The organism is Paenibacillus sp. FSL W8-0439, from assembly GCF_038008995.1.
Taxonomy (GTDB): Bacteria; Bacillota; Bacilli; order Paenibacillales; family Paenibacillaceae; genus Paenibacillus; species Paenibacillus polymyxa.
The window spans coordinates 4,610,471-4,635,133 of sequence record NZ_JBBPAK010000001.1; the positions used below are offsets into that span (position 1 = coordinate 4,610,471).

A 24,663-nucleotide genomic window follows, 5' to 3' on the forward strand; every position below is an offset into this window, starting at 1 on the left:
TTTAATATTAAGAGATCATCACCTGAATATCCAGCTCACCGATTCCTTCTACCGAAAGCGGAATACAAAGGGCACGCTGAGGCACAAAAGTGGTCAAGTTTTCTGATTTCATGACCTGCGGAGGGGTGATATCCACGACAATTCCTTGACTGGACAAAATTGTACTGGCATTGCCACTAATCATATTGCCCAATTCCGAAATTGCGCTTTTTCCCATCTCATCAATTTCAGTCAACACAAATCCGCCCATCATCGCCGATACCATACGTAGCGCCACCTCTTCATTCAGGCCGAACACAATATTTCCGCTAAGCTGTCCAGTCATCCCGATCATAATCCAGATATGGTCGTCCACCAGCTCGACATTTTTCACACCGAGATTTCCGGGTAAAGGAGATACTTGGATCAATTGTTCAATGACCCGTCTCGCCGACTCCAAAAAAGGATTTATCACTTCTGCCTTCACGATCATTGCGCCCCTTTACGATGGGCTTTTAGACACACAACAAAAGTCCCATTTTAATTTGAGTTTTTTATTCAAATAATGCTGTATAACGACTCAACCTGCAATAAAATGCTCTCTCTATCACTTATCGACAGCAGTCCGGCAATTTTTTATAGCTAAAGCACAAAAAATGTGAATAATGTCCTATATCTTAACTCCATGCCGAATTTAGACAGGTTAATTTTAAAGTATATCAGGACTTTAGTCTTTATTTCCCAATATACCACACTTTACGGTGTACTGCTTCGATTCATTGCCCTTCCTGCTCGAATAACCTATAATCTAATGAAATAAAGCATAACGATGGTTTTACATATAAACAAGTAGATTGGCTAAACTCAGTCTATACAGCTGCGACAAGCTAAAGAAAAGAGAGGAGGAACTTCATGAACATCAGTCAACTTGAAACGCTTATCATGATTTCCAAAACGATGAGCTTCCGTAAAGCCGGAGAACTTCTCAATTTGACGCAGCCGGCAGTGTCCGCCCAAATCAAAAGTCTGGAGGATGAGTTCAAAACCATTCTGATTGACCGCAACCAGCCCGTCACCCTGACCGACCGGGGAGTTGTTTTTTTGGAACACGCCGAGCGCATATTAGAGGTAGTTGAGGAATTAAGACAGAGATTGTACGACTTAAACGAAACACCGCAGGGTCACATTGCACTGGGTACCACAACATCCATCGCCATTCAAATTTTACCGCGTGTGCTCTCCTACTTTCAGGATCAGTTCCCTCTCATCAAAACCTCCATTCAATCGATGGCTTCCTCGATGATCTATCAGCAGGTGGAGAACGGACTTATTGATGTTGGTATCGGTTATCTGATCGAACGTAATCCCAATTTAAGCACTTCAGTTCTGTACTATGATTCCTTTGAACTTGTCGTGTCTCCTACTCATCCGCTGGCCTCGCAACCACATGCTACCATTGAAGCCCTTCGGGAAATTCCGCTCATTCTGCTCTCTCCCGATACGGTAGGACGGAAATTCGTGGACGATGTTTTTAAAAAGCACCAAATCGTTCCCCATGTTGTGATCGAGTTGTCCAGCAGTGAGGAAGTCAAACGGATGGTTGAAATCAATCTCGGGGCTGCCATCATTTCCAGATTGTCAGTCACTTCTGAACTGCGTACAGGCACATTAAAAATGATCCATATTCCCGAGCTGGAAGTTAGTCATCCGGTAGGGGTGATTTATAAATCTGGCCGCTATCTAAACTCAGCAATGCAGCAATTTTTAAGCGATCTGAAGGGGATGCCGGAGACGAATTTCACCAGTTCTGAATAACGTAATTCGCTATGAACAACATACACAATATAAACCTTGGTTACGAAAGGAAGACAGTCCATGAAATTTGATCTGCACACCCATCATTTCCGCTGCGGTCATGCAGACGGCAACATCCGGGATTACATCGAAGCAGGTATTCAATCAGGCTTACAAGCTATTGGTATTTCCGACCATTCCCCCTTCCTATGTAGCGAAAAGGATCAGGCTTTTCCTAAAATTTATATGGCCAAGTCAGAGCTTGCTGAATATGTAAAAGAGGTGCAGGAGCTTAAGAAGGAATATGAGGGCCGTATTGACGTGCTTCTTGGATTGGAAACGGATTATTTCCCTGATTTTGCTGAATTGTATCGTTCTACTTTGGCTCCTTATCCGTTTGATTACCTTATCGGGTCGATTCACAATGTTGAAGGGGACAGCATTTTTAACCGCAACCGTTGGAAAAAACTAAGTGACGCTCGTAAAGTCGAGGTCAAACAAGCCTACTATGCGCTCATTCAGCAATCTGCGCGAAGCGGCATGTTTCAGATTTTAGGTCATATTGACGCCATGAAGGGGAATTTCCCTGCCTTTTCAGACATTCCTGCCGATGAAGCCATTGACGAAACCTTGCAAGTGATTGCAGCATCCAATGTGGCGATTGAAATTAACACTTCAGGTAAAACCAAGCTGAGTGGCGGATGGTACCCGTCTGCTTCTATTTTAGAAAGAGCGCACCATTTTGGTGTGGAGGTTACTTTTGGTTCGGATGCCCATAAGCCTTCGCGGGTAGGCGACGATTGGGAAGACGTAAAAGCGATGCTGAAGGATATCGGCTTCCGGGAATGGGTTTATTTTAAAGAAAAACGTAAAATCCCTGTGGCGCTTTAAAAGGCATGAAAGGTGGGATCGCTGATGCAATGGGATGCTTAGGTATTTCTTTATAGAGTAATAATCCCATTGCAAAGGCGAACACTACGCTTCTCCAGATTCAAATCCTCGCTCTGCTACCAATCGCCTTAAAGCGTACAGCTCCATTATTTTCAATAAACAACATCTTGTGTGAGGAGAATTACATATGCAATTGGAAGATCCTATGGACAAGCTCAAAAAGCTAAAGCATGACATCACGCGCTTTATGCTCATCTATAAGTTTGCGCTCGACGAAATGGAAACCAAGATTGAAATATTAAAACAGGAATTTCAAGCGTTGCACGATTACAGCCCTATTGAGCATACCAAATCACGCCTTAAATCTCCTGAGAGCATCATGAACAAAATGCTTCGTAAAAATAGCGAGTTATCGCTGGATGCTATCAAAGATTCTATCAAGGATATCGCGGGCTTGCGTATTACTTGCTCTTTTATTACTGACATTTATGATGTCAGTAACATGCTTCAGAGACAGAGTGACCTCAAGGTGCTGGAAATCAAGGATTACATCAAGAATCCCAAGCCGAACGGTTATCAAAGCCTGCATTTGCTGATTCAAGTTCCTGTATTCATGTCGGACTGTGAGGAACTAGTCTGCGTAGAGGTGCAGATTCGAACCATTGCGATGGATTTTTGGGCAAGCCTGGAGCATAAAATATTTTATAAATACAACCAGTCTGTTCCCGAGAGTCTGACACGTGAATTAAAGAACGCAGCGGATTCCGCTAATGCGCTGGATCTGCAAATGGAACGTCTGCATCGTGAAATCAAGGAGATTAAAGATGCCAGAGGTGAAGAAGACTCTATGGAAGAGCTTCGAAAGATTATGATTAATAATCAGCAGATTACGGTGCCAGCCAATTTTTTGAAGCTTCTAGGGGAATAATCTGAATCAACTAATAGCGTGATTATTCAAAAATTGAAGAATAGAATCATTGATTAAGATAGGCTGCTCTCTAAGCATATGCGGTCGATGACTACAACCCAGAGCAACTTGATAACGTGAATCTTGGACGCATGAGCATAATTCCTGAAGCTGCTCTTCTGTGGCAAAGCCGTCATGTTCACCGGCGATAAATAATGCAGGGCACGTAATGCGGCTTAACTCATTACGTGTCAATTGCGGATATTGGCGCCAATCCTGAGCGCTCTGACGCATAAATTCCTGCCAATTACCTTGATGTGCTTCCTCATGGCGTTCCATCATTTGATGGATCATTTCATAGCGTTCGTTCTTAATGAGCCACTCCGGCTCAAACTCATCTGCCCCCTCAGGACATGCGACTCCACTACACCCAATGGTGGTAACGGTTGCGAACATTTGAGGGTGCTTCACCGCACAGTATAAAGCCACATTGCCTCCGCAGCTGTACCCAATAAGATGAGCTTTAGAAATATGTAACGCCTGCATAAAATCAAGCACATCTTCTGCGAGTTGAGGGGTACTCCATTCCAGGCTATCACATTTCGTTCTGCCATGTCCCCTATGGTCTGGAAAATAACATGTATACTTTTGCTGAAAATCAAGTAATTGAGATGAAAAAGCCAGGATTCCCCTTGAATAATGACTGTGCAAAAATATGACGGGGTCTCCTACACCCATTTTTTCGTAATACATTTCTAAATCCCGAGTTTTTACGTATGGCATGTGATCCTCCCTTTTTTATTGCGTCCTGTATCTTTTACATTCCTTAGTCCGTCTATCTTAATATAAATGAAAACCATTCCATGAGGAGTGATGTAAGTATGAAAAAGGTACTTGTTTTGGGAGGAACGCGCTTTTTCGGCAAGAGACTGGTGGAACGTCTGCTGGACAGTTCCGAGAACTCCATTACTATTCTCACGCGGGGCCACACAAACGATTCGTTTGGTGACCGCGTTCAACGGATCTGTGCAGACCGTACGGACCCGCAAGCGCTCGCAGAGGCGGTAGGTGAGCAAGTGTGGGACGTTGTTTATGATAATATTTGCTATTCCCCAGATGAAGCCAGCGAAGCCTGTCGTATTTTTGATGCTAAAGCCAAAAGGTATATTATGACCTCAAGCCTATCTGTCTATGATCCAAGCCCGGAAGCGGTGACAGAGAATATCTTCGATCCTCAGGCTTATCCAGTTCGCCAGGGCGGAAAGGACGATTTTACATATCAAGAGGCTAAACGGCAGGCTGAAGCAGTTTTTACGCAGCAAGCTACGTTCCCTGTAGTGGCTGTTCGTTTTCCGATTGTATTGGGAACAGATGATTATACGAAAAGACTTCATTTTCATATTGAACATGTTCGTGCAGGCCAAGAAATTGGAGTACCTAATCCCGCAGCCCATATCTCATTTATTCGTTCCGATGAAGCTGCAGATTTTCTGCTTTGGCTTGGGTCTGCTCATTTAACAGGCCCTGTAAATGCTTGTTCCGACGGTACAGTAAGGATTGGAGATATCATTTCCATTATCGAGCAGGTCACGGGAAAACAGGCTGTGATCCAAGAAAAAACAGCAGACGAGCATATGTCTCCATTCGGTATTACACAGTCGTGGTACATGGATACATCCAATGCCCAGTCAGAGGGATACTCATTCCTCTCCCTAAAAGAATGGTTACCAGAGCTGGTAATCAGCCTGAACCGTACCTATGAATCATAAAAAAAGAGGACCCGAAGCTTCGGGTCCCAGCAATATATATGATTCAAAGGGGGTCATGTCTATGTTATACCCAGTCTATATTAAAGTAGTTTTGCAGTTATATTTCATTTTTGTAACAAAATGAAATATAGACAGGATCTGCCCAATCCATATTATCCCGAGTTAAAGAACCAAAAAAAGAGGACCCGAATGATCGGGTCCCAGCAACATATATTATTCAAAAGGGGGTCATGTCTGTATTGTACCCGTCCTGTGTTAGAGTTGCTTTGCAGTTATATTTCATCTTTGTAACAAAATATTCCAATGTCATTTCTAGGCATAATCCCCTTGGGTCATTGAAAATACCAATACACTCGGCACCTCTCCTGAGGGATCATAGGCACCAATGGTGCGCAGCAGACGCATCTTATTTTTCATAAGCACACGCATAGAAGCCTGGTTATTCTCTTGGCAACGGCTTTCGATCCGCTGGAGCTTCAAAGATTCGAAACCAAATTTCAGCATTTCTCCCACAACTTCTGTAGCCAGTCCCTGTCCCCAAAAAGGCCGATCCAGAATATAGCCCAGTTGTGCCTCGCCCCTTCTTTCATTCCATTGCTGAAAAGAAACGATACCGAGCAACGGTGAGGAGGATCGTTCGTTGAATTCATCATGCAGATTGCTTTCTCCTGTATTTTTCCGATGCCATTCCACTGCGAAATGCAGGGAATCCAGGGAGTCAGCAGATATTTTAATTTGCGCAACCAGACGCCTCATTCTTGCATAGACTGGCTTGCGAATTCGATTCACATATTGGATTACCAATGGATCGGATAAGATCCGCTCCAGCGCAGGATAATCCTCCGCTCTGAGCTGGCGCAATCGGACTCGGCGAGTGTAAAGCTCCGGCAATCCGAGACGAAGCATTTCTCTGGTCAGCACAATGTTCCCTCCTGCGGATGGATTCTGCTTTTAGCCATGCATATTTCTATACTTAATCCAGGTCCTGAATTCCCCGGTAAATTCCGGTACGCAGCTCTCGAATATAATATGCCAAAGAAGGCACATCTGCCTCCTCTGCTTGTTTTACTGCCAATTCTATATCATAGGGTACACGTACAAACTGAATGGAAAAAGGCGTGCACTGCTCCTCTCCCCATTGCCCCTCTAAAATGCAGTAGGAAGCCTGGGTGATATCCAACGGATTCCCGACACTCCCAACGTTAAAAAGTGTTTTTCCCTGAAAATGCTGGATAAAAGCATTATGCACATCACCATATCCCACGACCTCTGGAGCAAAAGGTACTTTTCCACTTTCCTCTGCTAGTGGATCAAACATGGCAAGCCTTTTGGCCGGCTCATCCCATGGCTGCACACGGTGATACACGCTTTGCGGCGAGGCATGCACCAAGCGGATACGGCGTCCGCTCATTCTGAAATCATAATGAAACGGTAACTGTGCCAAATACTGTACTCGCTCTGCACCCAAACGTTCGGCTTGCCAGCTAAAATTGAGATCATCCGTTATGCTAACCAACTCATCCCAATTGCCTCGAACGACGACTTCACAATGTTGGCGGATAGCATCCAGCACCTCGCACGGGCTAGGCCCTTTGCCGATCAGATCCCCCAAACAAAACACACGGCTAATGCCTCGGGAAGCAATATCCTCCAGCACCGCCTCACAAGCAGGCCAATTGCCATGAATATCTGAAATGACAGCAACACGATCCATCTGAATCTCACTCCTTTGTCCCGAAACGACTACATCTCTACACTACATTCAAGCCAACATTATGTAGTTCCAACATATATGATGAAGATGAAAAAAAGATCATGGCCTATTGGCCAGATTTTAACGTAATGACACTAAGCTCCGGTCTGCACAGCACCCGTATCGGCAAATGTGTCATACCAATGCCGCGGCTGACATACAGTGGCATTCTATCCGTTCCCACATGAAACAATCCCTGAATGTACTTGCGTCCACCTGGGGGCGGCATCGGTGCTCCAATGACCGGCAAACGTACCTGTCCCCCATGTGTATGTCCTGACAATTGAAGATCAAAGGACATTTGTGCCGCCACATCTGCATAGTCCGGCTCATGCATCAGCAGCAGCTTGCACATCTCATCAGGCAGTCCGTGGATAGCACGCTGCGGATTGGGCTTGCCCATGATGTTATCCTCTAAACCGACAATGGCCACACGTTGTCCCGCGCGCTCTATAACCGCATGCTCGTTTCTCAGCAGCGTAAACCCGGTTTTGGGATATAGCTCCTGAACGCCGGCTGGCAAGCCTCTATAATCATGATTGCCCAGAATAGCAAACTTACCAAGGGTAGCGTGCATGGAATCCATAACTGGAACAGCAGCCTTCATAGATACGGAATAATCATCTACAATATCTCCTGTAAAACAGAGCAAATCCGGCTCCAGACCTGCTATTCGGTCCGCAAGCTCGCTCAGATCCTGCTCATCCATGTGAAACCCCAAGTGCACATCGCTGAAATGCACCACCTTAATTCCGTCAAATGCAGACGGAAGACGAGGGAGAGACAAGTTGAAGCGTGTAATCTCCAAATGATTAGGCTCCCATAAGGAGGCATATCCTCCAGCCAATAGTGCAGTTCCTGCTGTGGCTAAAGCCGCCTTTTTCAAAAAACGGCGGCGGGAAGGATTGGCAGGCTCATTTGATAAGGAACGCCGCGAAGAACCGGGAGGGATAGCGGCCTCCTGATGTGGGCCATCCTGACTCTCGCGGCGGATTTGCGGCGTCTTTTCCATATGCGTTCCCCCTTGTGATCTATTCCTCTATCTCATTTTCTCAGAATCCCCTACTGTCCAGAAGCTTTAGCGATGAGTGGACAACCACTGCTCTGCATAGTTAACCAAATCCCGTTGCCTTGCGAAAAAACATGAAGCCTCTCCAATGTTCACCCGCGTAAAGGATGTGGGACATTCCCGCTCAAAATCAAGTCCCAGCTGCTCAAAATCATCCGAGGTAATATTATAATCCTGAAAAGACACCCACGCTTTGGTCCCATCCACCATCATAGGGGCTTGATGCGTGACAACTTCACGTCCATTATAGGCTGTTCGATATTCTGCCAAATGTAAGGAGGTGTTGCTGTCATGTCCGCAGCCCAGCAACAGTACATAGGCATCTGCCTCATACAGCTTTGCCAAGGGCGAATGCTCACCCAGCCCAAAATCAAGCTCATGCGCTTCCAGCAAGCCTAAAGCAGCAGGTCCACGCCCCGCCAGAGAAACGTGCGGATGCCCGCTGCGCACTGTTCCCGGCAGGCCACGGAACGTTTCTACGATGACGCCCATCCCTCCAGTCAGCGTCCAGGCCGGATCATAAGCGGGCATTTCCTCGCGGACCAGTTCCCACCACGACTCATCCAAAGGCGGGTTCATCCAGGTGGACGGATCTGTCAAGTCATGTGACTGTGTTGGCATCACCAGCGTTCCTTCCCGGCCAATCGCTTTGGTTAATGCGGCAAGAATGGTGGAGGCCCCGCCTGGAACAAAGCGTCCAAAGCTGCGCATCGACGAGTGAACAAGCAGTGTCATGCCGCTCCGAACTCCCAGCTCCCTTAATCCTTTCATTACATCCGACCGCGTGACAGGTCGATTCGTTATCGGTTGCACAGTCACCTGTCCAGCCTCCTTTTCTTCAAAACGATACACAATACTCTAATTATACCATAAGTGCTGTCCCTCGCTCCTTCCTCCATGTTACCCTCCATCATTCCTGAGCGCAAAAAAACAGGCTTTCTCCGGTTTGGGAAGAAGCCTGTTTGAGTACAACCTATGGGCTGGCTCTGCTACACAGTCAGCCAGCGCTTGAACATATGCTTGGTCGTTTGCTTGTTCATTTCGGCAATGGAAGTTGTCAATGGAATGCCTTTCGGGCAAGAGCGTACGCAGTTTTGCGAATTACCACAGCCCTCCAGCCCGTCGTCCGTCATCAATGCATCCAGGCGCTCCTCCTGATTCATTTCCCCTGTCGGATGGCTATTAAACAGGCGAACCTGAGATATCGCCGCAGGTCCGATGAACGTCGTCTTCTCATTGACGTTCGGGCATGCTTCCAGACAGACACCACAGGTCATGCACTTGGACAGCTCATACGCCCACTGACGCTTTTTCTCTGCCATTCTAGGACCCGGCCCCAGATCGTAGGTACCGTCAATCGGAATCCACGCTTTGACCTTCTTGAGCGCGTTAAACATCCGGCTGCGGTCAATGACCAAATCCCGTACTACCGGGAATGTGCTCATCGGCGCAATCGTAATCGGCTGCTCCAGCTTATCGACAAGCGCCGCACACGCCTGACGCGGTTTGCCGTTAATCACCATGGAGCAAGCTCCACATACTTCCTCCAGGCAGTTCGACTCCCAGCACACCGGAGCCGTCTCTTTACCTTGGCTGTCTACCGGGTTACGCTGAATTTCCATCAGCGCGCTGATCACGTTCATTCCCGGTCTGTAGGCCAGTTCGAATTCTTCCGTATAAGAACTAGCGTTAGGCTCATCCTGACGAGTAACCACAAACTTCACTGTTTTATTCGACTTCACTGCTTGCTCCGACATCTAAATACACTCCCTTCTGTTATTTGCTCTTGGAATAATCTCGAACACGCGGCTTGATCAGTGAAACGTCGACCTCTTCATACGAAATTTGTGGTCCTTCCGGTGTCCAATCTGCAATCGTTGTTTTCAGATAATCTTCATCATTGCGGTCCGGGAAGTCCGGCTTGTAATGGGCCCCGCGACTTTCGTTGCGCAGCAGCGCCCCTTTGGTCATCGCTTCGGCCAGCTCCATCATGTTCCACAACTGCCGTGTAAACGCAGCACCCGCATTATTCCAGCGCGAAGCGTCATTAATGTTAATGTTCGAGTAACGCTCCTTCAGCTCCTTGATCTTGTCAATCGTAGCTTCCAGCTTGTCATTATAACGAACCACGGTCATATTGTTCGTCATCCACTCACCCAGCTCTTTATGAAGAACATAGGCATTTTCTTTTCCGTCCATATGCAGAATACGCTCGTACTTCTCAGTCTGCTGATGGACTGCCGCATCAAATATCGAAGAAGCTACATCCTGGGCAGACTTTTTCAAGCCCTTGATATATTCCACAGCCTTTGGTCCAGCCACCATTCCACCATAAATGGCCGACAGCAACGAGTTTGCACCCAAGCGGTTCGCTCCGTGATACTGGAATTCACATTCACCAGCTGCGAACAGACCCGGTATATTTGTCATCTGATTATAATCGACCCACATGCCGCCCATTGAATAATGAACAGCCGGGAATATTTTCATTGGGATTTTACGCGGATCGTCGCCGACGAATTTTTCATAAATTTCAATAATGCCGCCCAGCTTTACATCCAGCTCTTTTGGGTCCTTGTGGGACAAATCCAGATAGACCATGTTCTCGCCATTAATACCCAGTCCATCATCAACACATACGCTGAATATTTCACGTGTCGCAATGTCGCGAGGGACCAGATTTCCATAAGCCGGATACTTTTCTTCAAGGAAATACCATGGCTTCCCGTCTTTATACGTCCAAATGCGACCGCCTTCCCCCCGTGCCGACTCGGACATGAGACGCAGCTTGTCGTCACCGGGTATAGCCGTTGGATGAATCTGTATAAACTCACCGTTCGCATAGCGAACGCCTTGCTGATACACTGCACCGGCAGCTGTACCAGTATTAATAACGGAATTTGTGGTTTTGCCGAAAATAATTCCGGGACCACCGGATGCCAAAATAACGGCGTCCGCTGCAAAAGTCTTCACTTCCATCGTACGCAAATCTTGCCCGCAAATCCCTCGGCAGATGCCTTCATCATCCAGTACAGCCTGTAAAAACTCCCAGTTCTCGTACTTGGTCACCAAACCAGCAGATTCCCAGCGCCGTACCTGCTCATCGAGAGCATACAGGAGCTGCTGTCCTGTCGTCGCGCCAGCGAAGGCTGTCCGATGATGCTGGGTACCGCCAAAGCGGCGGAAATCTAGCAGTCCTTCTGGTGTCCGATTGAACATAACACCCATGCGGTCCATGAGATGGATAATTCCCGGAGCCGCTTCGCACATCGCTTTTACCGGCGGCTGGTTTGCCAGAAAGTCACCGCCATAGACTGAATCATCAAAGTGAATCCAGGGTGAGTCTCCCTCACCTTTGGTATTTACCGCACCGTTAATGCCGCCCTGCGCACAAACGGAGTGGGATCTTTTGACCGGAACCAAAGAAAATAGATGAACGTGGACTCCCGCTTCTGCCGCCTTGATCGTAGCCATTAGACCTGCCAGACCGCCGCCCACGACAATAATGTTGGATGCTGCCATTTCTGCTCACTCCTTCTTTTCAGGATTTGTACTAAATCCCCTTTTACAAATCAGAATAGAATCTCAACACGATGTATAATTAAAATAACTCGTTTACAGTAGCTGTTTAAAAGCGCTGCATTGCACCAAGGCTGTTGCCGTTTCCTGGAATTCCGCGCTGCGAAATGCAAGCAGGGAAGCAACGAAGCCGATAGACACCACCACGAACAGGGTCATACAGATATAGGAAGATACTTTTTGGGCACGTGGTCCCACGGTAATCCCCCAACTGACCATAAATGCCCACAGTCCATTAGCAAAGTGAAATGATGCCGAAACGACACTGATTAAATACAAAATAAAATAGACCGGGTTCGTCACTATACCATGCATTACGCCGCCTAGCTCCTCATGAGTTACATTACCCAGGGCCACCTGAAAGCGTGTGTCGTATACGTGCCAGATAATAAATACAAACGTAATGACGCCGGAAATACGCTGGAACAAAAAGCGCCAGTTACGCGAATAGCCAAACCTTTTGACATTCGGGTCAGCCTGATAAGCGATATACAAGCCATAGATTCCGTGGAACAGTAATGGCAAGTAGATGAATAACGTTTCTAACACAATAACCAGCGGCAAACCATTCAGGAAGGCCACGCTGCGATTAAAACCTTCCTTGCCGCCCTCCACCGCTGTGAAGTTCGTCACCAAATGCTCAACAAAAAATAGAGCCAATGGAATGACGCCAAGAAGCGAATGCAGCTTTCTGGAATAAAATCCTCTCATCTAGGTCATGCTCCCTTCTCCCAATAATAGCGTTTTCAATAGTAATATAACATATAAAATGACAGTTCCCGACAGGGAATGTTCAACAAGGTGTCCCTTATAAGGAAAAACAAAAGTGTGAACATCTTGTGTCGCTTTCATGTTACTCCTTTTCGGCTTATAATGGAATTGCAATATACGTATTAATTATTATGTCTTTTTTGCATATAGAGAGGAAGTGGAAGATTTGTTTGAGGATTTGAACGCTTTTGCCGTCATTGTCGAGCAGTCCAGCCTGAATAAAGCCTCCAAACTGCTGAATTTGTCCCAACCCGCCCTGTCTCGCAAAATTGCCAAGCTGGAGGAAGAGCTGGGTGTCCATCTCTTTGATCGTCGGGGCAAACGGCTCGAAATTACATCGACTGGCCGATTTGTATATACTTTCGCGCTGGAGCAACGGCAACGACAGCTTCGCTTCTTACAAAAGCTGTCCCAGCACAAAAATGAAGCCCAGAGCATGCTTACTCTGGGCGCCAGTCTCACGACACTCCAAACGACGCTGCCTACCCTCGTCGAAGCTTTCATGAGCAAGCATCCTCAGACTGAGCTAAAGCTGCTCACCGGCAAGACGCATGAAATCGTTGCCTTTGTACGCGACAAAAAAGCAGACGCCGGCGTTGTCGGGTCTGCCATTCATGAAGCTGGACTGCGTTGCATTCCGTTATTTGACGATCATTTGGAGCTAGTCGTCCCCATCGGACATGAATTAACTGTCAAGACAGGAACGGCTTCAATGAAGGACTTGCAAGGATTGCCGATGATTATTTTCTCCAAAGGAACCTGGTACCGCAGTCTGACGGATGACTTGTTCCAGCGTAGTGGCATTATGCCGGATATCCGCATGGAAATCGACTCCTTCGAGGCGATTGTACGCCTGCTTCCCACCTGCAAGGCATCCGCTTTGCTGCCCAAATCCTATTTGCGCAGCGAACTGCTGCGAGATAATGGACTTACTGCATTGTACTTGCCTGATTTGAAGGAGACACGCCGAACGACCTCCCTCATCTACTCAGAAACGGCCGATCTCGGCCCAACAGCACGACGCTGGATTAGCGAGACACGCGCATCGTTTGCAGGCTACCGTATGGTATAGAGGATTTAACCCTCTTCATTGACATTAACGACTTCATCCTCAAAGCGGCCGATATTGTCATTGGAGCCGATAATGACCATAATATCGTCTGCTTTCAGCCGATCCATAGCTGTCGGTGCGATCAAGATACCATTCGCCGTATGAAGCGCCACGATGCTGCAACCAAAGCGGGTGCGCGCATTTAATTCTGCCAACGTTTTGCCATTCAGACATGCAGGCACATTAAGTTCTACAATGCTGTATTCCTTGGACAGCTCCAAATAATCGAGCAGATTAGGCGTGACCAGCTGATGCGCTACTCGAATACCCATATCCCGTTCCGGATAAATGACTCGGTCCACCCCAAGCTTCTCTAACGCACGCCCATGCAGCACAGATATGGCTTTGGCTACGACTTTTCTCACACCCAGCTCCTTCAGCAAAATGGCGGTCAGGATGCTTACCTGAATATCATCACCAATCGCAACAATGCCGCAATCGAAATTACGTATGCCGAGTGACCGCAACGCATCCTCATCTGTAGCGTCCGCCACGACAGTATGTGTCAGAATCTCACTCATACTGTCCACAACATCCTCATTCCGATCAATGCCCAGCACCTCGCACCCCATATCCACCAATTGCAAAGCCAGGCTTGAGCCAAACCGTCCCAAGCCAATGACTACAAACTGCTGCGTTTTCATATCTACTCGAAAACTCCCTTACCCTATAATTATTTTACCTTCTGGATGACGATACAATTCCTTACCCTTTTTCGGTCCCAGTGCATAAGCTAGCGTGAGTGGACCCAGCCTGCCTGCAAACATCGTCAGAGTAATCACCAGCTTGCCTACAACTGTCAAATCAGGTGTAAGCCCCATGGACAGTCCTACCGTACCAAAGGCAGACACCGTCTCGAACAAGATCATCAGGAAATGATGATCTTCGGTTGCGGACAGAATCATCGTTACCCCAATCACGAACAGCAACCCCAGCAAGGTAATAGTCAAAGCCTTATAAATGCGTGCCTGCGCAAGTCGGTACCGGAACAGCACAATGTCTTCCCGTCCCCGCAGCATCGAAAACACCGCTCCAATGAGCAGAGCAAATGTAGTGGTCTTAATCCCGCCTCCAGTGGAGCCAGGCGAAGCCCCAATAAACATGAGTATGATGATAAAAAACTGCGTAGCCTGCCGCAAGCCTGCAATGTCCAGCGTGTTGGCACCTGCGGTGCGAGGGGTAACGGACTGGAATAAAGAACCCAGCAGTTTACCACCCCAATCAAGCGAGCCAAGCGTCTTCGGATTCGTAAACTCAAATACAAAAATGACAAGCGTCCCGACGACAATCAGAGCAGCTGTCATGCTGAGTACCACCTTGGTATGCAAGGACAGTCTCTTACGCTTGCGATAATCTGCCAGGTCAGACATCACTACAAAACCAATACCACCCGAAATAATGAGAAACATGGCTGTAAAATTAACAATCGGATCATATACATAACCTGTCAGGCTGCGAAATTCACCGAACAAATCAAAACCAGCGTTATTAAACATGGAAATGGCATGCCAGATTCCAAAATAAATCGCCCTGCCTACAGGCATATCAAATGACCAGCGAATCGAAAAAATAGCTGCACATACGCCCTCAATCATCAGCGAGTACCATAGCACCTTGCGGATCAATCCGACAATTCCTTCGACAGAGGTCTGATTCATCGCTTCTTGCAAAATAAGGCGCTCCCGCAAGGAAATCCGACGCTTGAACACCAGCGCGATCAAGGTAGCCATAGTCATAAAGCCAAGTCCGCCAATCTGAATCAGCGCAACGATGACAATTTGACCAAAGGTTGTAAAAAAGAGCCCTGTATCCTTAACGACAAGCCCAGTTACACAGGTCGCGGAAGCGGCAGTAAACAAAGCGTCTATAAACGCAAGTGGTTTTCCTGTTGTATTAGAAATGGGCAGCATTAACAATAAACTACCTATTAGAATGATAATGGCAAAGCCTGCAACGAATATTTGCGGTGGAGAAAGCCGAAGCCAGCTTGCATTGGGATTCATTTATTCATCACTTCTCCTCCTTGGTGAACTATGAGCATGGAGATCGCTCAGCTCATAAAATCACCAATTCTTTTCAGTTTCTTTTATAAATCAGAAAAGTATCCGCAAAGCGGGATACTTTTGCCTTTCAATACTCACTACACTTTATACGTAACTACCTCATGGAACGTTTGATGACTTTAAGGCGGGCAGCAGCGAAGCGGTCCATTTGAATCTGGAGAAGCGATAGCGCTCGCCTTTGACTCTGAATTTTACCCTTATCAAGGTCTAGAAAATCAAAAAAAATTCAGTGGCAACAGCGATTGGAAGATCAAATGGAACGCGCAGCGTCCTTAACTCAGCAAACTTTTATTCACACTTATACACACAAAAAAAGACACCGGAAAACCGAGTGCCTGACTTGGTTCCTGCCCACAGCCTACGAGGTTAGCTGACGGATTCGGGCAGCACAGTATGCCCTATTTACACTTCCGATCCATCAGGATCGGCTGTAAAATTCACCCCAGTAACATGGTTCCCCCGTTTTCTCACAGAAATTCGGCTTAAATGTATGTCATTACCCATATATTTCATAGGCATTGCCTCAAGATTATAATCCTTCTCTATCCAGATCACAAAACCGATTTCGCCGAAAAAACGTGAAATTGGCTTTAATTTGCGATTGGACATCGCTTAATCACAGCTTATCTAATTTTATTAAAACTTTAAAGTGCTTTCACTCTGTTTTCATGAATATCGCTGGTCTGTTGGCGGGAACCTGTGCAGTATGATATCTTTAATGGATGTTCTTATTTACAGATTAAGGAGGAAACTCATGAATCCTATCGGGAAACCGGTCGTGCTCACGGCCAACTTCAAAAAATTAGGCTTGCTGGGCGGGGTTGGCCTGATTTGCTTTTTTATCTTTCAATTGCTTATTCCCTCGCTTAGCAATCCAAGTCCGGAATCATTGATGAATGCAAAGGTCATCAGCAAACAAGAAGCGATCGTACACGCCTTGGACTTTGCCCGTTCCGAGCTGGGCTATACGGAATCACAGCCAGAGAAGCCTGTCGTGACCTATCAGGCTGAAACAGATTTGTACGGTTATTTATCCAGAGAAAAACTGCTTCAAGCGTACGATCGTACATGGAAAAAAAATTATCCTTATGAAACCTTTCGGGTTGATTTGCCTGATTCCTCAGCGAAGGGCAAGCTGCAAATTCATGTGGATTTATCCACTGGGAAGGTCGTTAGCTTTAAACGGATCACCTCCAGCACCAATTACACACAGGCTGATGTTTCTACAGATGAACAAGCACGAAGCAAGCTTGTACGTATAGCTGAGGGCGACATGACGCTTGAAGCCAAGGAACAGGCTGCAGCAAAATGGATCAAACGCTTTGGCTTTAAGCCATCGGAATTGAAGCTTGCGACCACTGAGGGGGAAGGTGGATTAAAATATACCGTGGACGAAAAGAAAATCGGCGCCTCGGTACTTACGCTGGCTTTTACCTTTGAAGATGGGGATGTTCGCTCGTTTACCCAAAGCTTTGCTGCCCCTTCATCCTATACCGACTATGTTAAAAATCAAACATACTGGGCGAATTGGATGACTTATGCGGGTTATGCCCTATTTAGCTTTGTCCTGGGCGTACTTGCCATTGTGTATGCGTCACTCACCCGACGACATACTTCATTTGTACGCGGTATTGTTCTGTCCATTGTTTATTTTATTGCTAGTATAGCTGGGACCATGAACATGCTGCCTTTATTACAAGCTGAAGCAGGCAGTAAGGGCATGCTTATATTTCTTATGGTATTCCAGGTCGGTGTTACCTTCTTCATGGCTGTAGCCCTCTACTTCTCCTTGGTTGGTGGTGACGGGCTTATGCGTCAGGTTGGACTAAATGCATGGCCACGGGCCAAAGAGCCGGGCTACGGGCTGTATGTGCTTCGCAGTATGTATGTCGGTTACTTGTGGGCCTTCATTTTACTCGGCGTACAATCCATTTTGTTCTTTGTATTGGAGCGTACATTTAATACATTCTCCACTACAGACGCCACGCAATCCCCTTACAATATGGCTTATCCATGGCTACTACCGATTATGGCCTGGATGGCAGGTATTGGAGAAGAGACTGTTTACCGTCTATTTGGTATTCCGATGGTAAAAAAAATAGTCAAAAATACGTTTGTTGCTTGTCTGATTACTACGCTTATTTGGGCACTGGGACATACGCTTTATCCAATCTATCCAGTGATTTCAAGACCTATTGAGCTGACTTTTCTTGGTTTGCTGTTTAGCTTCGTGTTCCTGCGTTACGGCTTTATCGCTGCCATGTTCAGCCACGTTATTTTTGACAGCATATTAATGGGGCTTAGTGTGATCAGTTTGGGAGACACCGTGAATGTGAGCGCAGGTCTATTCTGGATCTTACTTCCGGCTATTGTAGGCTACATCATTTACTGGTTTAGTCCTAAAAAACCTAATCGAATCATGTTTGAACCCGTGAAAAAAGAGGAGCCGTATTCTACGACTCCTCCTCCCGAAGGGCAGCTATAATCTGACGAGCAAGTTTATCCCCAATAGAGAGAGGCCGGAAGTCTTCGACGCTGGCCTCTCTTATTTTTTTGAGCGATCCAAAATGCTTAAGCAGCAACTTACGCCGTTTCTCGCCGATGCCTGGAATGGAGTCCAACTGGGAAGTTACCATAGATTTGCCGCGCTGCTCGCGGTGGAACGTAATGGCAAAACGGTGAACCTCATCCTGAATCCGTTGCAGCAGATAAAATTCCTCGCTATTGCGCGCAAGCATCACGGCCTCAAATGTTTCTCCCATCAGTAATTGGGAAGTTCTGTGTTTGGCATCTTTCACCAAACCACACACAGGAATAAACAAGCCCAACTCATTTTCCAATACATCGGTTGCCGCTTTAATTTGTCCACGCCCGCCATCGACAATGATCAAATCGGGACGCTCTAGATTTTCCTTCAGTACACGTTCATATCGGCGCCGAATAACCTCACGCATCGTTTCATAATCATCTGGTCCCTGCACAGAACGGATCTTGTATTTTCGATACTCTTTCTTGGCAGGCTTACCGTCAATAAAGACGATCATGGCCGACACTGGATCGGAACCCTGAATGTTGGAATTATCGAACGCCTCTACCCGATGCAGACTATCCAGCCCAATGGCACGTCCCAGATTGCTTGCAGCTTTGGAGGTCCGTTCCTCATCCCGCTCGATCAGTTTAAACTTCTCATCCAAAGCAACACGTGCATTTTCCGTCGCCATCCCCGTCATTTGCTTTTTCAGCCCACGCTGCGGCACAAGTACCTTTACATCCAGCCATTCAGCCAGAGCGAGAGCTGCCGCCGTTGGGTCCTCTAATCCACCGGATAGTTGAGTTTCTGTTTCTGTTTCTGTTTCGGGTTCTTTTTCCCCGGCTGCTTGGTCACCAACTGGGTCTTGAATCGTTCCTTCTGCATATAACGCTCGTGCTTCGGCTACCCGCAGTGAGTCAACAGAACGGTCCAACTCCGTTTGTGCTGCTCCCTCATCTGTAATGCTGGCAGTCTCAGCTGTGATCGCACTGTAAAGTTCAGTTTCTGCTGCAATCGGTTGATCGACATCAGCCGATTTTGCCTTTATCAGCTTAGGAGAATCCGGTAATAATATTTCCTGCGGTACTGCCGGGTTGTCACTGTAATATTGCGTCACATAGGACATAAAATCACTGTAAGCTTCACCGTAGAAAGGAAAAGTCGACATATGGCGCTCGATCATTTTACCCTTGCGGACATATAAAATCTGTACACACATCCAGCCCTTATCTACCGAAAAGCCGAATACATCTCGGTCCTTCGCATCAGATGTGGTGATTTTCTGCTTTTCCATCATCGCGTCGATGCTTATAATCTGATCGCGCAGCTCCTTGGCACGCTCAAAGTACAATTCCTCTGCGGCCTCCTGCATTTTACGCTGGAGATCCTTTTTAATTTCCTCATGTCCCCCGCTCAAAAAGGAACCGATCTCCTGACTGATCTGATCATATGTTTCCTTCTCGACCTCTTTTACACAAGGTCCCAAGCATTGATGCATGTGATAATACAGACACACTTCTTTTGGCATCACACCGCACTTGCGTAACGGATACATACGATCCAGCAGCTTTTTCGTCTGATGTGCCGCGTAGGAATTGGGGTACGGTCCAAAATATTTCGCTTTATCTTTCAGAACGCGACGGGTTACCTCCAGCTTGGGGTGTGCCTCGTTCGTAATTTTCAAGTACGGAAAGGTTTTATCATCCTTCAACAGCACGTTATAACGTGGTTGGTGCTTTTTAATAAGGTTGCACTCCAGAATGAGCGCCTCCATATTGCTGCCTGTAACGATATATTCAAAATCACGAATATCAGCAACCAGTCGCTGCGTCTTGCCGTTATGGCTACCTGTAAAATAGGAACGGACCCGGTTTTTCAACACTTTGGCCTTGCCGACATAAATGATGGTGCCTTCGCTGTTCTTCATCAGGTAACAGCCTGATGCATCCGGCAGCAATGCTAATTTGTGCCGTATGTTCTCCAGCGCCTTCTCCTGGTTCTGCAAGTCCTCCGCATAGGATTTCATTCGCCCGGTTCCTCCTTCCATTCTTAATGACTGCTCAACTTATACTTATATTATATAGGAATAATGCACAAAAACGCCCCCGGTATATATAACCGGAGGCATTGAGTGTTCATGGCGCTCCACCAAGCCCCCGCAGGAGCATGGGTCACATTCCATGATTATTGGTGTTTAGTAAGCATGCTTTTCAATGCTTCTTTGGAGTTCAAACCTACCACTTTATCAACAGGCTGTCCGTCTTTGAAGACGATTAGGGTAGGAATACTCATCACGCCGAAACGAGAAGCAGACTCTGGATTTTCATCCACGTTCACCTTCGCGATTTTGACACTATCGCCAACTTCTGTAGACAGATCCTCCAGAATTGGAGCGATCATTTTGCAAGGACCGCACCATGGCGCCCAAAAATCAACCAAAACGGTTCCTGTGCCTTCGACTTCTGCGTTGAAGGATTGATCGGACACGTTAACAATTGCCATTGTATGTTCCTCCTTTATAGAAAAGTCAAGATTATTATAACCTGTAATGTCTGTTTCGACACCTTTTAATTATATCACAATAGTCTTTTAATTGTAAGATATCAAAAGAGCAGACGAATGAACGCTTACCCTCGCTGATTTTTCCCCTTGACGGTAATGACATCCACAAAAGGACGAATCCGGTCCATCAAGCGTTGTCCCTTGTACATTTCCTCTCCGTCTTTGCTTGTAAAGCTAAGATGCTTCTCTAGCCCTTGCAGTGAGTAATTAGAAGTATAAAAGGTCGGTTTACGGTTCATTCGGTAATTCAAAATGGAGCCCATTACATGATCCCGTACCCATGGACTCAAATTTTCAGCACCAATATCGTCAAATACGAGCAGATCACAATTTTTAAGCATTTCGGTCGTTTCCTTAAGCTTCTGTCCATCCTGAATCATGGACTTTAAGTCCTCCACAAAATCAGGCATGTACACAATCACACCGTTGAAACCCGACAGAGCCAACTCGTGCAACAGATAGCCCATCAAAAAGGTTTTCCCCGTACCAAACGTACCTTCCAGATAGAGCCCTTTTTTTAATAAACCCTGACTTTTGGTTTCTTCAATATAGCGGAATACCTGATTGACTGCGGGCACGCGTTGCAAATCCTTACGTGCAATCTCAACAGCATTATATCCTTCCAACAACGCGCGCTCATCCACATAAAAGCTTTTAATTCGCTGACGCACTCGTTGTTCATGCTGGGAGGCAACTAGCTTGGCGCACGGGGTCCGAATGTCCACCATTTCCGCTGTTCCATTGGGATACTCCACGCCCAGCTTGCAAAAGTGACCCTGGAAATCGTTAGGACACTGTTCCAGTCCCGGACAGTTGTCGCAATTTCGGCGATCCCGGGTATACTGAAAGAGCATACTCATATTAAGTCGCAATTGCGTTTCGTCTACATCAGGATGTGCAGCACAAAATTCCTTCACCAGCGGATCATTTAGAACCTGATCGGCTACGCTGCGAGTACGTTGGCGAAACGAAGGGTTCTGCATCTGCTGAAGCAAATCACCGAGTGATTCCAAGAATGCTCCTCCTTTCTAAAATGTGCAGAGTTATGGAGGGCGATTGACGCTTCGCTGCCGACCGCCATAAAGTCGACACATTATTGAATTGGCTTCCATTACACCTTTTTCTGTTTACCGGATTGCAGTCGTTCGGCCAGGCGAAGCAGTTCATCCAATTCCTCCTCGGATACGGATTCCTCGGAAGGCTGATCTTGTACGATCGGAATAGACGGCTTGGCAGGCCCATTGTTTTTGGCATACGTGCGGGATCTGCCCCCGGAGGAAGAAGCAGTAGACTGTTTTCCTTTTACCTTGGCTTGATCCCTTATATATTGAACGGCTTTTTCGTAAGTGTTTACCTGCTTTAGCAGCATGTTGGAGGCAACGGCCTCGACAAAGTTGCGGTTAATCCGCTGATCGCTCCCCGATACGAGCAGTGACATTAAATAATGGATCAGCACATTGATGACTTCACCAGGCAACTTATAGCTGATATCAATCTTCTCGAATATATCCAGCAGGTTACCAGGAACCGTGCCGGGGAAAAAGGTTTGCAGCAAACGACGATAAGGCTCGTTGCGCAGCATCATATTATATTGGTGAATGTCACACTTGGCTGTGAATTGTGGGGGAACCTCTACATAAAATTCCATTTCCACAGCCTGCTCTGCAGGCGGCTCTTCAGGTGTGGAAGTTTCCCTCTGGCGCAAGGCAACCACCTTGGCAGCCTGCACCTGCTGTTCCTCCTGACGCTTCCGTTCCTGCCTGGAGTGTTGGCTAGCCCGAAGCTGAAGCTCGTCGAGCAATAAATCGCCTGCTTCGGTAAAAATGCCGTCCTCATCCAGCAAGCGACTGATATCCTGTACAGAGAGATCAAATTTACGGACCACGTAATTGACCATACCCAGTTGCTCGTGTTCAAATCGAAGACGCTCCACGTGCTTGCGATTGGCGGATTCACGCGGAAAACGAAGAATAATATCTGCATAGTTCAATGCTTCCTCCGATTCGGACGCTAATGCTCCAGTCTGGCGGCTCGTGGATACTTCGGACAGCGCTTGTTCCAACTCATAATCTATAACATGGGTGTTCAGCTCAAACAGCTCATAAAACGGAACCGATATATTCTCTTTATTATGGGAAGATTGCGACCATTCGCTAGATTCCCTGCTCCACAACGATTCTCTCAGAGAAAGCACTGCAAACTTACCGATTTTGTCTCTCAACAAAAGGGTAAGGTGCTGCGTTCTGAAAAATTCAGCAGGTGCGAGCGGTGGTTGCATCTCATATTCATACATATAATCGTCCGTTTCGGGCGCATACAACCTGGACGTCTGCAACAGACCGACAGCCTCCAGCTTGGAGGTCTGTTCAATCAAATACTTGCGTCCCTTCTCACTTGGCTCCAGTCCCAGTGTCAGAAAAAGTCGACGTTGCTGTTCCAACGGCGAATAACCAATCTGTCCGACTGGCACATGCTGGAACAACAGTCGATATAGACTGACCGCAAATGCGCCTACCATCGGCTGATAGACACTTCCCAGCATCAATTCATCCAGTGCGCTCAAGCCAAATTCCCGATAAACGCAGTAGCGGTGGTTCTCAGTATAGTGCAGCAGGTTTTTCATCCGCATTCCGACATTCTTCCTTTCCTGACATAACGTTCTCCAAGATGTTTTTCTATTCTATCATACTTGCCCTCGGGTGGGACCAACAAAATAAGGGCAATTGTCCTCCTTTTTGGCAGCCGTATTCGTCCGAGTTCTTCTTTTTTCGAGAATACTAACTATTTTATGACTTTTGTGACCTGCATCATGGAAAAATAATATTCTTCACACTTCTTTCATTGGTGAAAAGCTCCAAATTGAGCTACAATATAATGGTTAAACATCACGTATTGGATACAGGAACGATATACGGAAGTACACATATTTCGGCTAAGCCGATTACATTTACAGATCGTAAAGGAGTGTAGATCGTGAATCAACATCAACCTCAACAAACCCCAGCAACACCCAACGAAGTAACCTCCACACTGGAAGGCTGGTACGCGCTTCACGATTTCCGGTCCATCAACTGGACGGCATGGAAAACTGCAGACGATGAAGAGCGCGCGGGAGCACTGGACGAGCTTCAAGAGTTTATGAAGGAATGGAGCGTTACCGAGGAAGCAGGTCTGGGCAGCTCAGCTGTCTATACTGTAGTCGGACAAAAGGCTGATTTTGTTATGCTGCACCTGCGTGAAACGCTGGAAGACCTCAATAAATTGGAAAATGAATTTAACAAAACAACCTTCGCCAAATATACGACCAAAACGTATTCTTATGTAAGTGTGGTGGAACTGAGTAATTATTTGAGCAAGGAAGAAGATCCAATGCAAAATCCACAAATTGTCGCGCGCCTGAAGCCTGTATTAAACAAGGCACGTTATATTTGTTTCTATCCAATGAACAAGAAACGTGATCTGGATGACAACTGGTACATGCTTTCGATGGACGAGCGTCGCACCTTGATGCGCAGCCACGGTTTAATTGGACGCAGCTATGCTGGCAAAGTAAAGCAAATCATTTCAGGCTCCATCGGCTTCGACGATTGGGAGTGGGGCGTGACCCTGTTCTCCGACGACGCACTTCAATTCAAGAAGCTAATTTACGAAATGCGTTTTGATGAAGTGAGTGCCCGATACGGTGAATTCGGTTCCTTCTATGTCGGCAGCGTTTTGAATGAAGAAACATTTGAAGACATGCTCAAGCTGTAAGACGCAGACATCAACTCTTTACTGAAAAAAACCGAGGATTTCGTGAACTCCCACTTTCGGGACGACGGAATCCTTTTTTTATAAGATCTAAAACTATAATAGAAGAGAAAAGGCCCCCGCACGGGCGCCTGA

Annotated in this window: 22 protein-coding genes and 1 riboswitch; of the genes, 7 read left to right on the forward strand and 15 right to left on the reverse strand. The window is 46.7% G+C overall.

Going from position 1 to position 24,663, the window contains the following annotated elements:
• Positions 1-7: 7 nt before the first annotated feature.
• The gene (locus MKX36_RS19835) at positions 8-466 is read right to left on the reverse strand and encodes a chemotaxis protein CheX (RefSeq protein ID WP_340865423.1); all 459 of its coding nucleotides are present in this window, start codon (positions 464-466) and stop codon (positions 8-10) included.
• 425 nt (positions 467-891) lie between these two features.
• Here MKX36_RS19835 and MKX36_RS19840 point away from each other — a divergent pair, with 425 nt between their 5' ends.
• The 3 genes from MKX36_RS19840 (at position 892) to MKX36_RS19850 (ending at position 3,592) form a co-directional block, all read left to right on the forward strand.
• Positions 892-1,794, forward strand: a complete 903-nt coding sequence (locus MKX36_RS19840) for a LysR family transcriptional regulator (protein ID WP_016820048.1) — start codon at positions 892-894, stop codon at positions 1,792-1,794.
• A gap of 60 nt (positions 1,795-1,854) precedes the next feature.
• The gene (locus tag MKX36_RS19845; protein ID WP_017427306.1) at positions 1,855-2,664 is read left to right on the forward strand and encodes a histidinol-phosphatase; all 810 of its coding nucleotides are present in this window, start codon (positions 1,855-1,857) and stop codon (positions 2,662-2,664) included.
• A gap of 187 nt (positions 2,665-2,851) precedes the next feature.
• The gene (locus MKX36_RS19850) at positions 2,852-3,592 is read left to right on the forward strand and encodes a GTP pyrophosphokinase (RefSeq protein WP_340865424.1); all 741 of its coding nucleotides are present in this window, start codon (positions 2,852-2,854) and stop codon (positions 3,590-3,592) included.
• Positions 3,593-3,598: 6 nt separating this feature from the next.
• Here MKX36_RS19850 and MKX36_RS19855 read toward each other — a convergent pair whose 3' ends face one another.
• Positions 3,599-4,354, reverse strand: a complete 756-nt coding sequence (locus MKX36_RS19855) for an alpha/beta fold hydrolase (protein ID WP_340865425.1) — start codon at positions 4,352-4,354, stop codon at positions 3,599-3,601.
• A gap of 98 nt (positions 4,355-4,452) precedes the next feature.
• On the opposite strand from MKX36_RS19855, the gene MKX36_RS19860 reads away from it, so the two are divergent.
• The gene (locus MKX36_RS19860; protein ID WP_174821051.1) at positions 4,453-5,340 is read left to right on the forward strand and encodes an NAD-dependent epimerase/dehydratase family protein; all 888 of its coding nucleotides are present in this window, start codon (positions 4,453-4,455) and stop codon (positions 5,338-5,340) included.
• A gap of 312 nt (positions 5,341-5,652) precedes the next feature.
• Here MKX36_RS19860 and MKX36_RS19865 read toward each other — a convergent pair whose 3' ends face one another.
• From MKX36_RS19865 to MKX36_RS19895, 7 genes are all read right to left on the reverse strand, one after another.
• The gene (locus MKX36_RS19865; protein ID WP_045244884.1) at positions 5,653-6,261 is read right to left on the reverse strand and encodes a GNAT family N-acetyltransferase; all 609 of its coding nucleotides are present in this window, start codon (positions 6,259-6,261) and stop codon (positions 5,653-5,655) included.
• A 52-nt stretch (positions 6,262-6,313) separates the two neighbouring features.
• Positions 6,314-7,054 (reverse strand): metallophosphoesterase family protein, encoded by a 741-nt coding sequence (locus MKX36_RS19870; RefSeq protein ID WP_340865427.1) that lies wholly within the window; start codon positions 7,052-7,054, stop codon positions 6,314-6,316.
• A 106-nt stretch (positions 7,055-7,160) separates the two neighbouring features.
• Positions 7,161-8,105: a metallophosphoesterase gene (locus MKX36_RS19875; RefSeq protein WP_340865428.1), complete on the reverse strand. Its 945-nt coding sequence runs from the start codon at positions 8,103-8,105 to the stop codon at positions 7,161-7,163.
• Between the two features lie 66 nt (positions 8,106-8,171).
• The gene (locus MKX36_RS19880; protein WP_340865429.1) at positions 8,172-8,981 is read right to left on the reverse strand and encodes an aminoglycoside N(3)-acetyltransferase; all 810 of its coding nucleotides are present in this window, start codon (positions 8,979-8,981) and stop codon (positions 8,172-8,174) included.
• Positions 8,982-9,151: 170 nt separating this feature from the next.
• The gene (sdhB, locus tag MKX36_RS19885) at positions 9,152-9,919 is read right to left on the reverse strand and encodes a succinate dehydrogenase iron-sulfur subunit (protein ID WP_013372870.1); all 768 of its coding nucleotides are present in this window, start codon (positions 9,917-9,919) and stop codon (positions 9,152-9,154) included.
• 19 nt (positions 9,920-9,938) lie between these two features.
• On the reverse strand, positions 9,939-11,684 hold the full coding sequence (gene sdhA, locus MKX36_RS19890; protein ID WP_340865430.1) for a succinate dehydrogenase flavoprotein subunit: 1,746 nt from the start codon (positions 11,682-11,684) through the stop codon (positions 9,939-9,941).
• Positions 11,685-11,777: 93 nt separating this feature from the next.
• Entirely contained in the window at positions 11,778-12,452 is a 675-nt protein-coding gene (locus MKX36_RS19895; protein ID WP_016820038.1) for a succinate dehydrogenase cytochrome b558 subunit, read from the reverse strand.
• 226 nt (positions 12,453-12,678) lie between these two features.
• Between MKX36_RS19895 and MKX36_RS19900 the strand changes: the two genes are divergently transcribed.
• Complete coding sequence (locus MKX36_RS19900) at positions 12,679-13,584, forward strand: LysR family transcriptional regulator (protein WP_016820037.1); 906 nt, start codon at positions 12,679-12,681, stop codon at positions 13,582-13,584.
• Positions 13,585-13,589: 5 nt separating this feature from the next.
• Here MKX36_RS19900 and MKX36_RS19905 read toward each other — a convergent pair whose 3' ends face one another.
• Positions 13,590-14,267, reverse strand: a complete 678-nt coding sequence (locus MKX36_RS19905; protein ID WP_013372875.1) for a potassium channel family protein — start codon at positions 14,265-14,267, stop codon at positions 13,590-13,592.
• Between the two features lie 18 nt (positions 14,268-14,285).
• On the reverse strand, positions 14,286-15,626 hold the full coding sequence (locus tag MKX36_RS19910; RefSeq protein ID WP_016820036.1) for a TrkH family potassium uptake protein: 1,341 nt from the start codon (positions 15,624-15,626) through the stop codon (positions 14,286-14,288).
• 400 nt (positions 15,627-16,026) lie between these two features.
• Positions 16,027-16,179: riboswitch (cyclic di-AMP (ydaO/yuaA leader) on the reverse strand.
• Between the two features lie 261 nt (positions 16,180-16,440).
• Here MKX36_RS19910 and MKX36_RS19915 point away from each other — a divergent pair.
• Entirely contained in the window at positions 16,441-18,171 is a 1,731-nt protein-coding gene (locus MKX36_RS19915) for a CPBP family intramembrane glutamic endopeptidase (protein WP_025365751.1), read from the forward strand.
• Here MKX36_RS19915 and uvrC read toward each other — a convergent pair.
• From uvrC to MKX36_RS19935, 4 genes are all read right to left on the reverse strand, one after another.
• Complete coding sequence (gene uvrC / locus MKX36_RS19920) at positions 18,140-20,242, reverse strand: excinuclease ABC subunit UvrC (RefSeq protein WP_340865432.1); 2,103 nt, start codon at positions 20,240-20,242, stop codon at positions 18,140-18,142. The genes MKX36_RS19915 and uvrC overlap by 32 nt on opposite strands.
• Before the next feature lie 158 nt (positions 20,243-20,400).
• Positions 20,401-20,718 (reverse strand): thioredoxin, encoded by a 318-nt coding sequence (gene trxA, locus MKX36_RS19925; protein ID WP_010347861.1) that lies wholly within the window; start codon positions 20,716-20,718, stop codon positions 20,401-20,403.
• Positions 20,719-20,843: 125 nt separating this feature from the next.
• Positions 20,844-21,791 (reverse strand): primosomal protein DnaI, encoded by a 948-nt coding sequence (gene dnaI, locus MKX36_RS19930; protein WP_016820033.1) that lies wholly within the window; start codon positions 21,789-21,791, stop codon positions 20,844-20,846.
• Positions 21,792-21,889: 98 nt separating this feature from the next.
• The gene (locus MKX36_RS19935) at positions 21,890-23,407 is read right to left on the reverse strand and encodes a DnaD domain protein (RefSeq protein ID WP_013372881.1); all 1,518 of its coding nucleotides are present in this window, start codon (positions 23,405-23,407) and stop codon (positions 21,890-21,892) included.
• A 344-nt stretch (positions 23,408-23,751) separates the two neighbouring features.
• Between MKX36_RS19935 and hemQ the strand changes: the two genes are divergently transcribed.
• Positions 23,752-24,531, forward strand: coding sequence for a hydrogen peroxide-dependent heme synthase (hemQ, locus tag MKX36_RS19940; protein ID WP_025365753.1), 780 nt, complete (start codon positions 23,752-23,754; stop codon positions 24,529-24,531).
• The last annotated feature ends 132 nt before the right edge of the window (positions 24,532-24,663 follow it).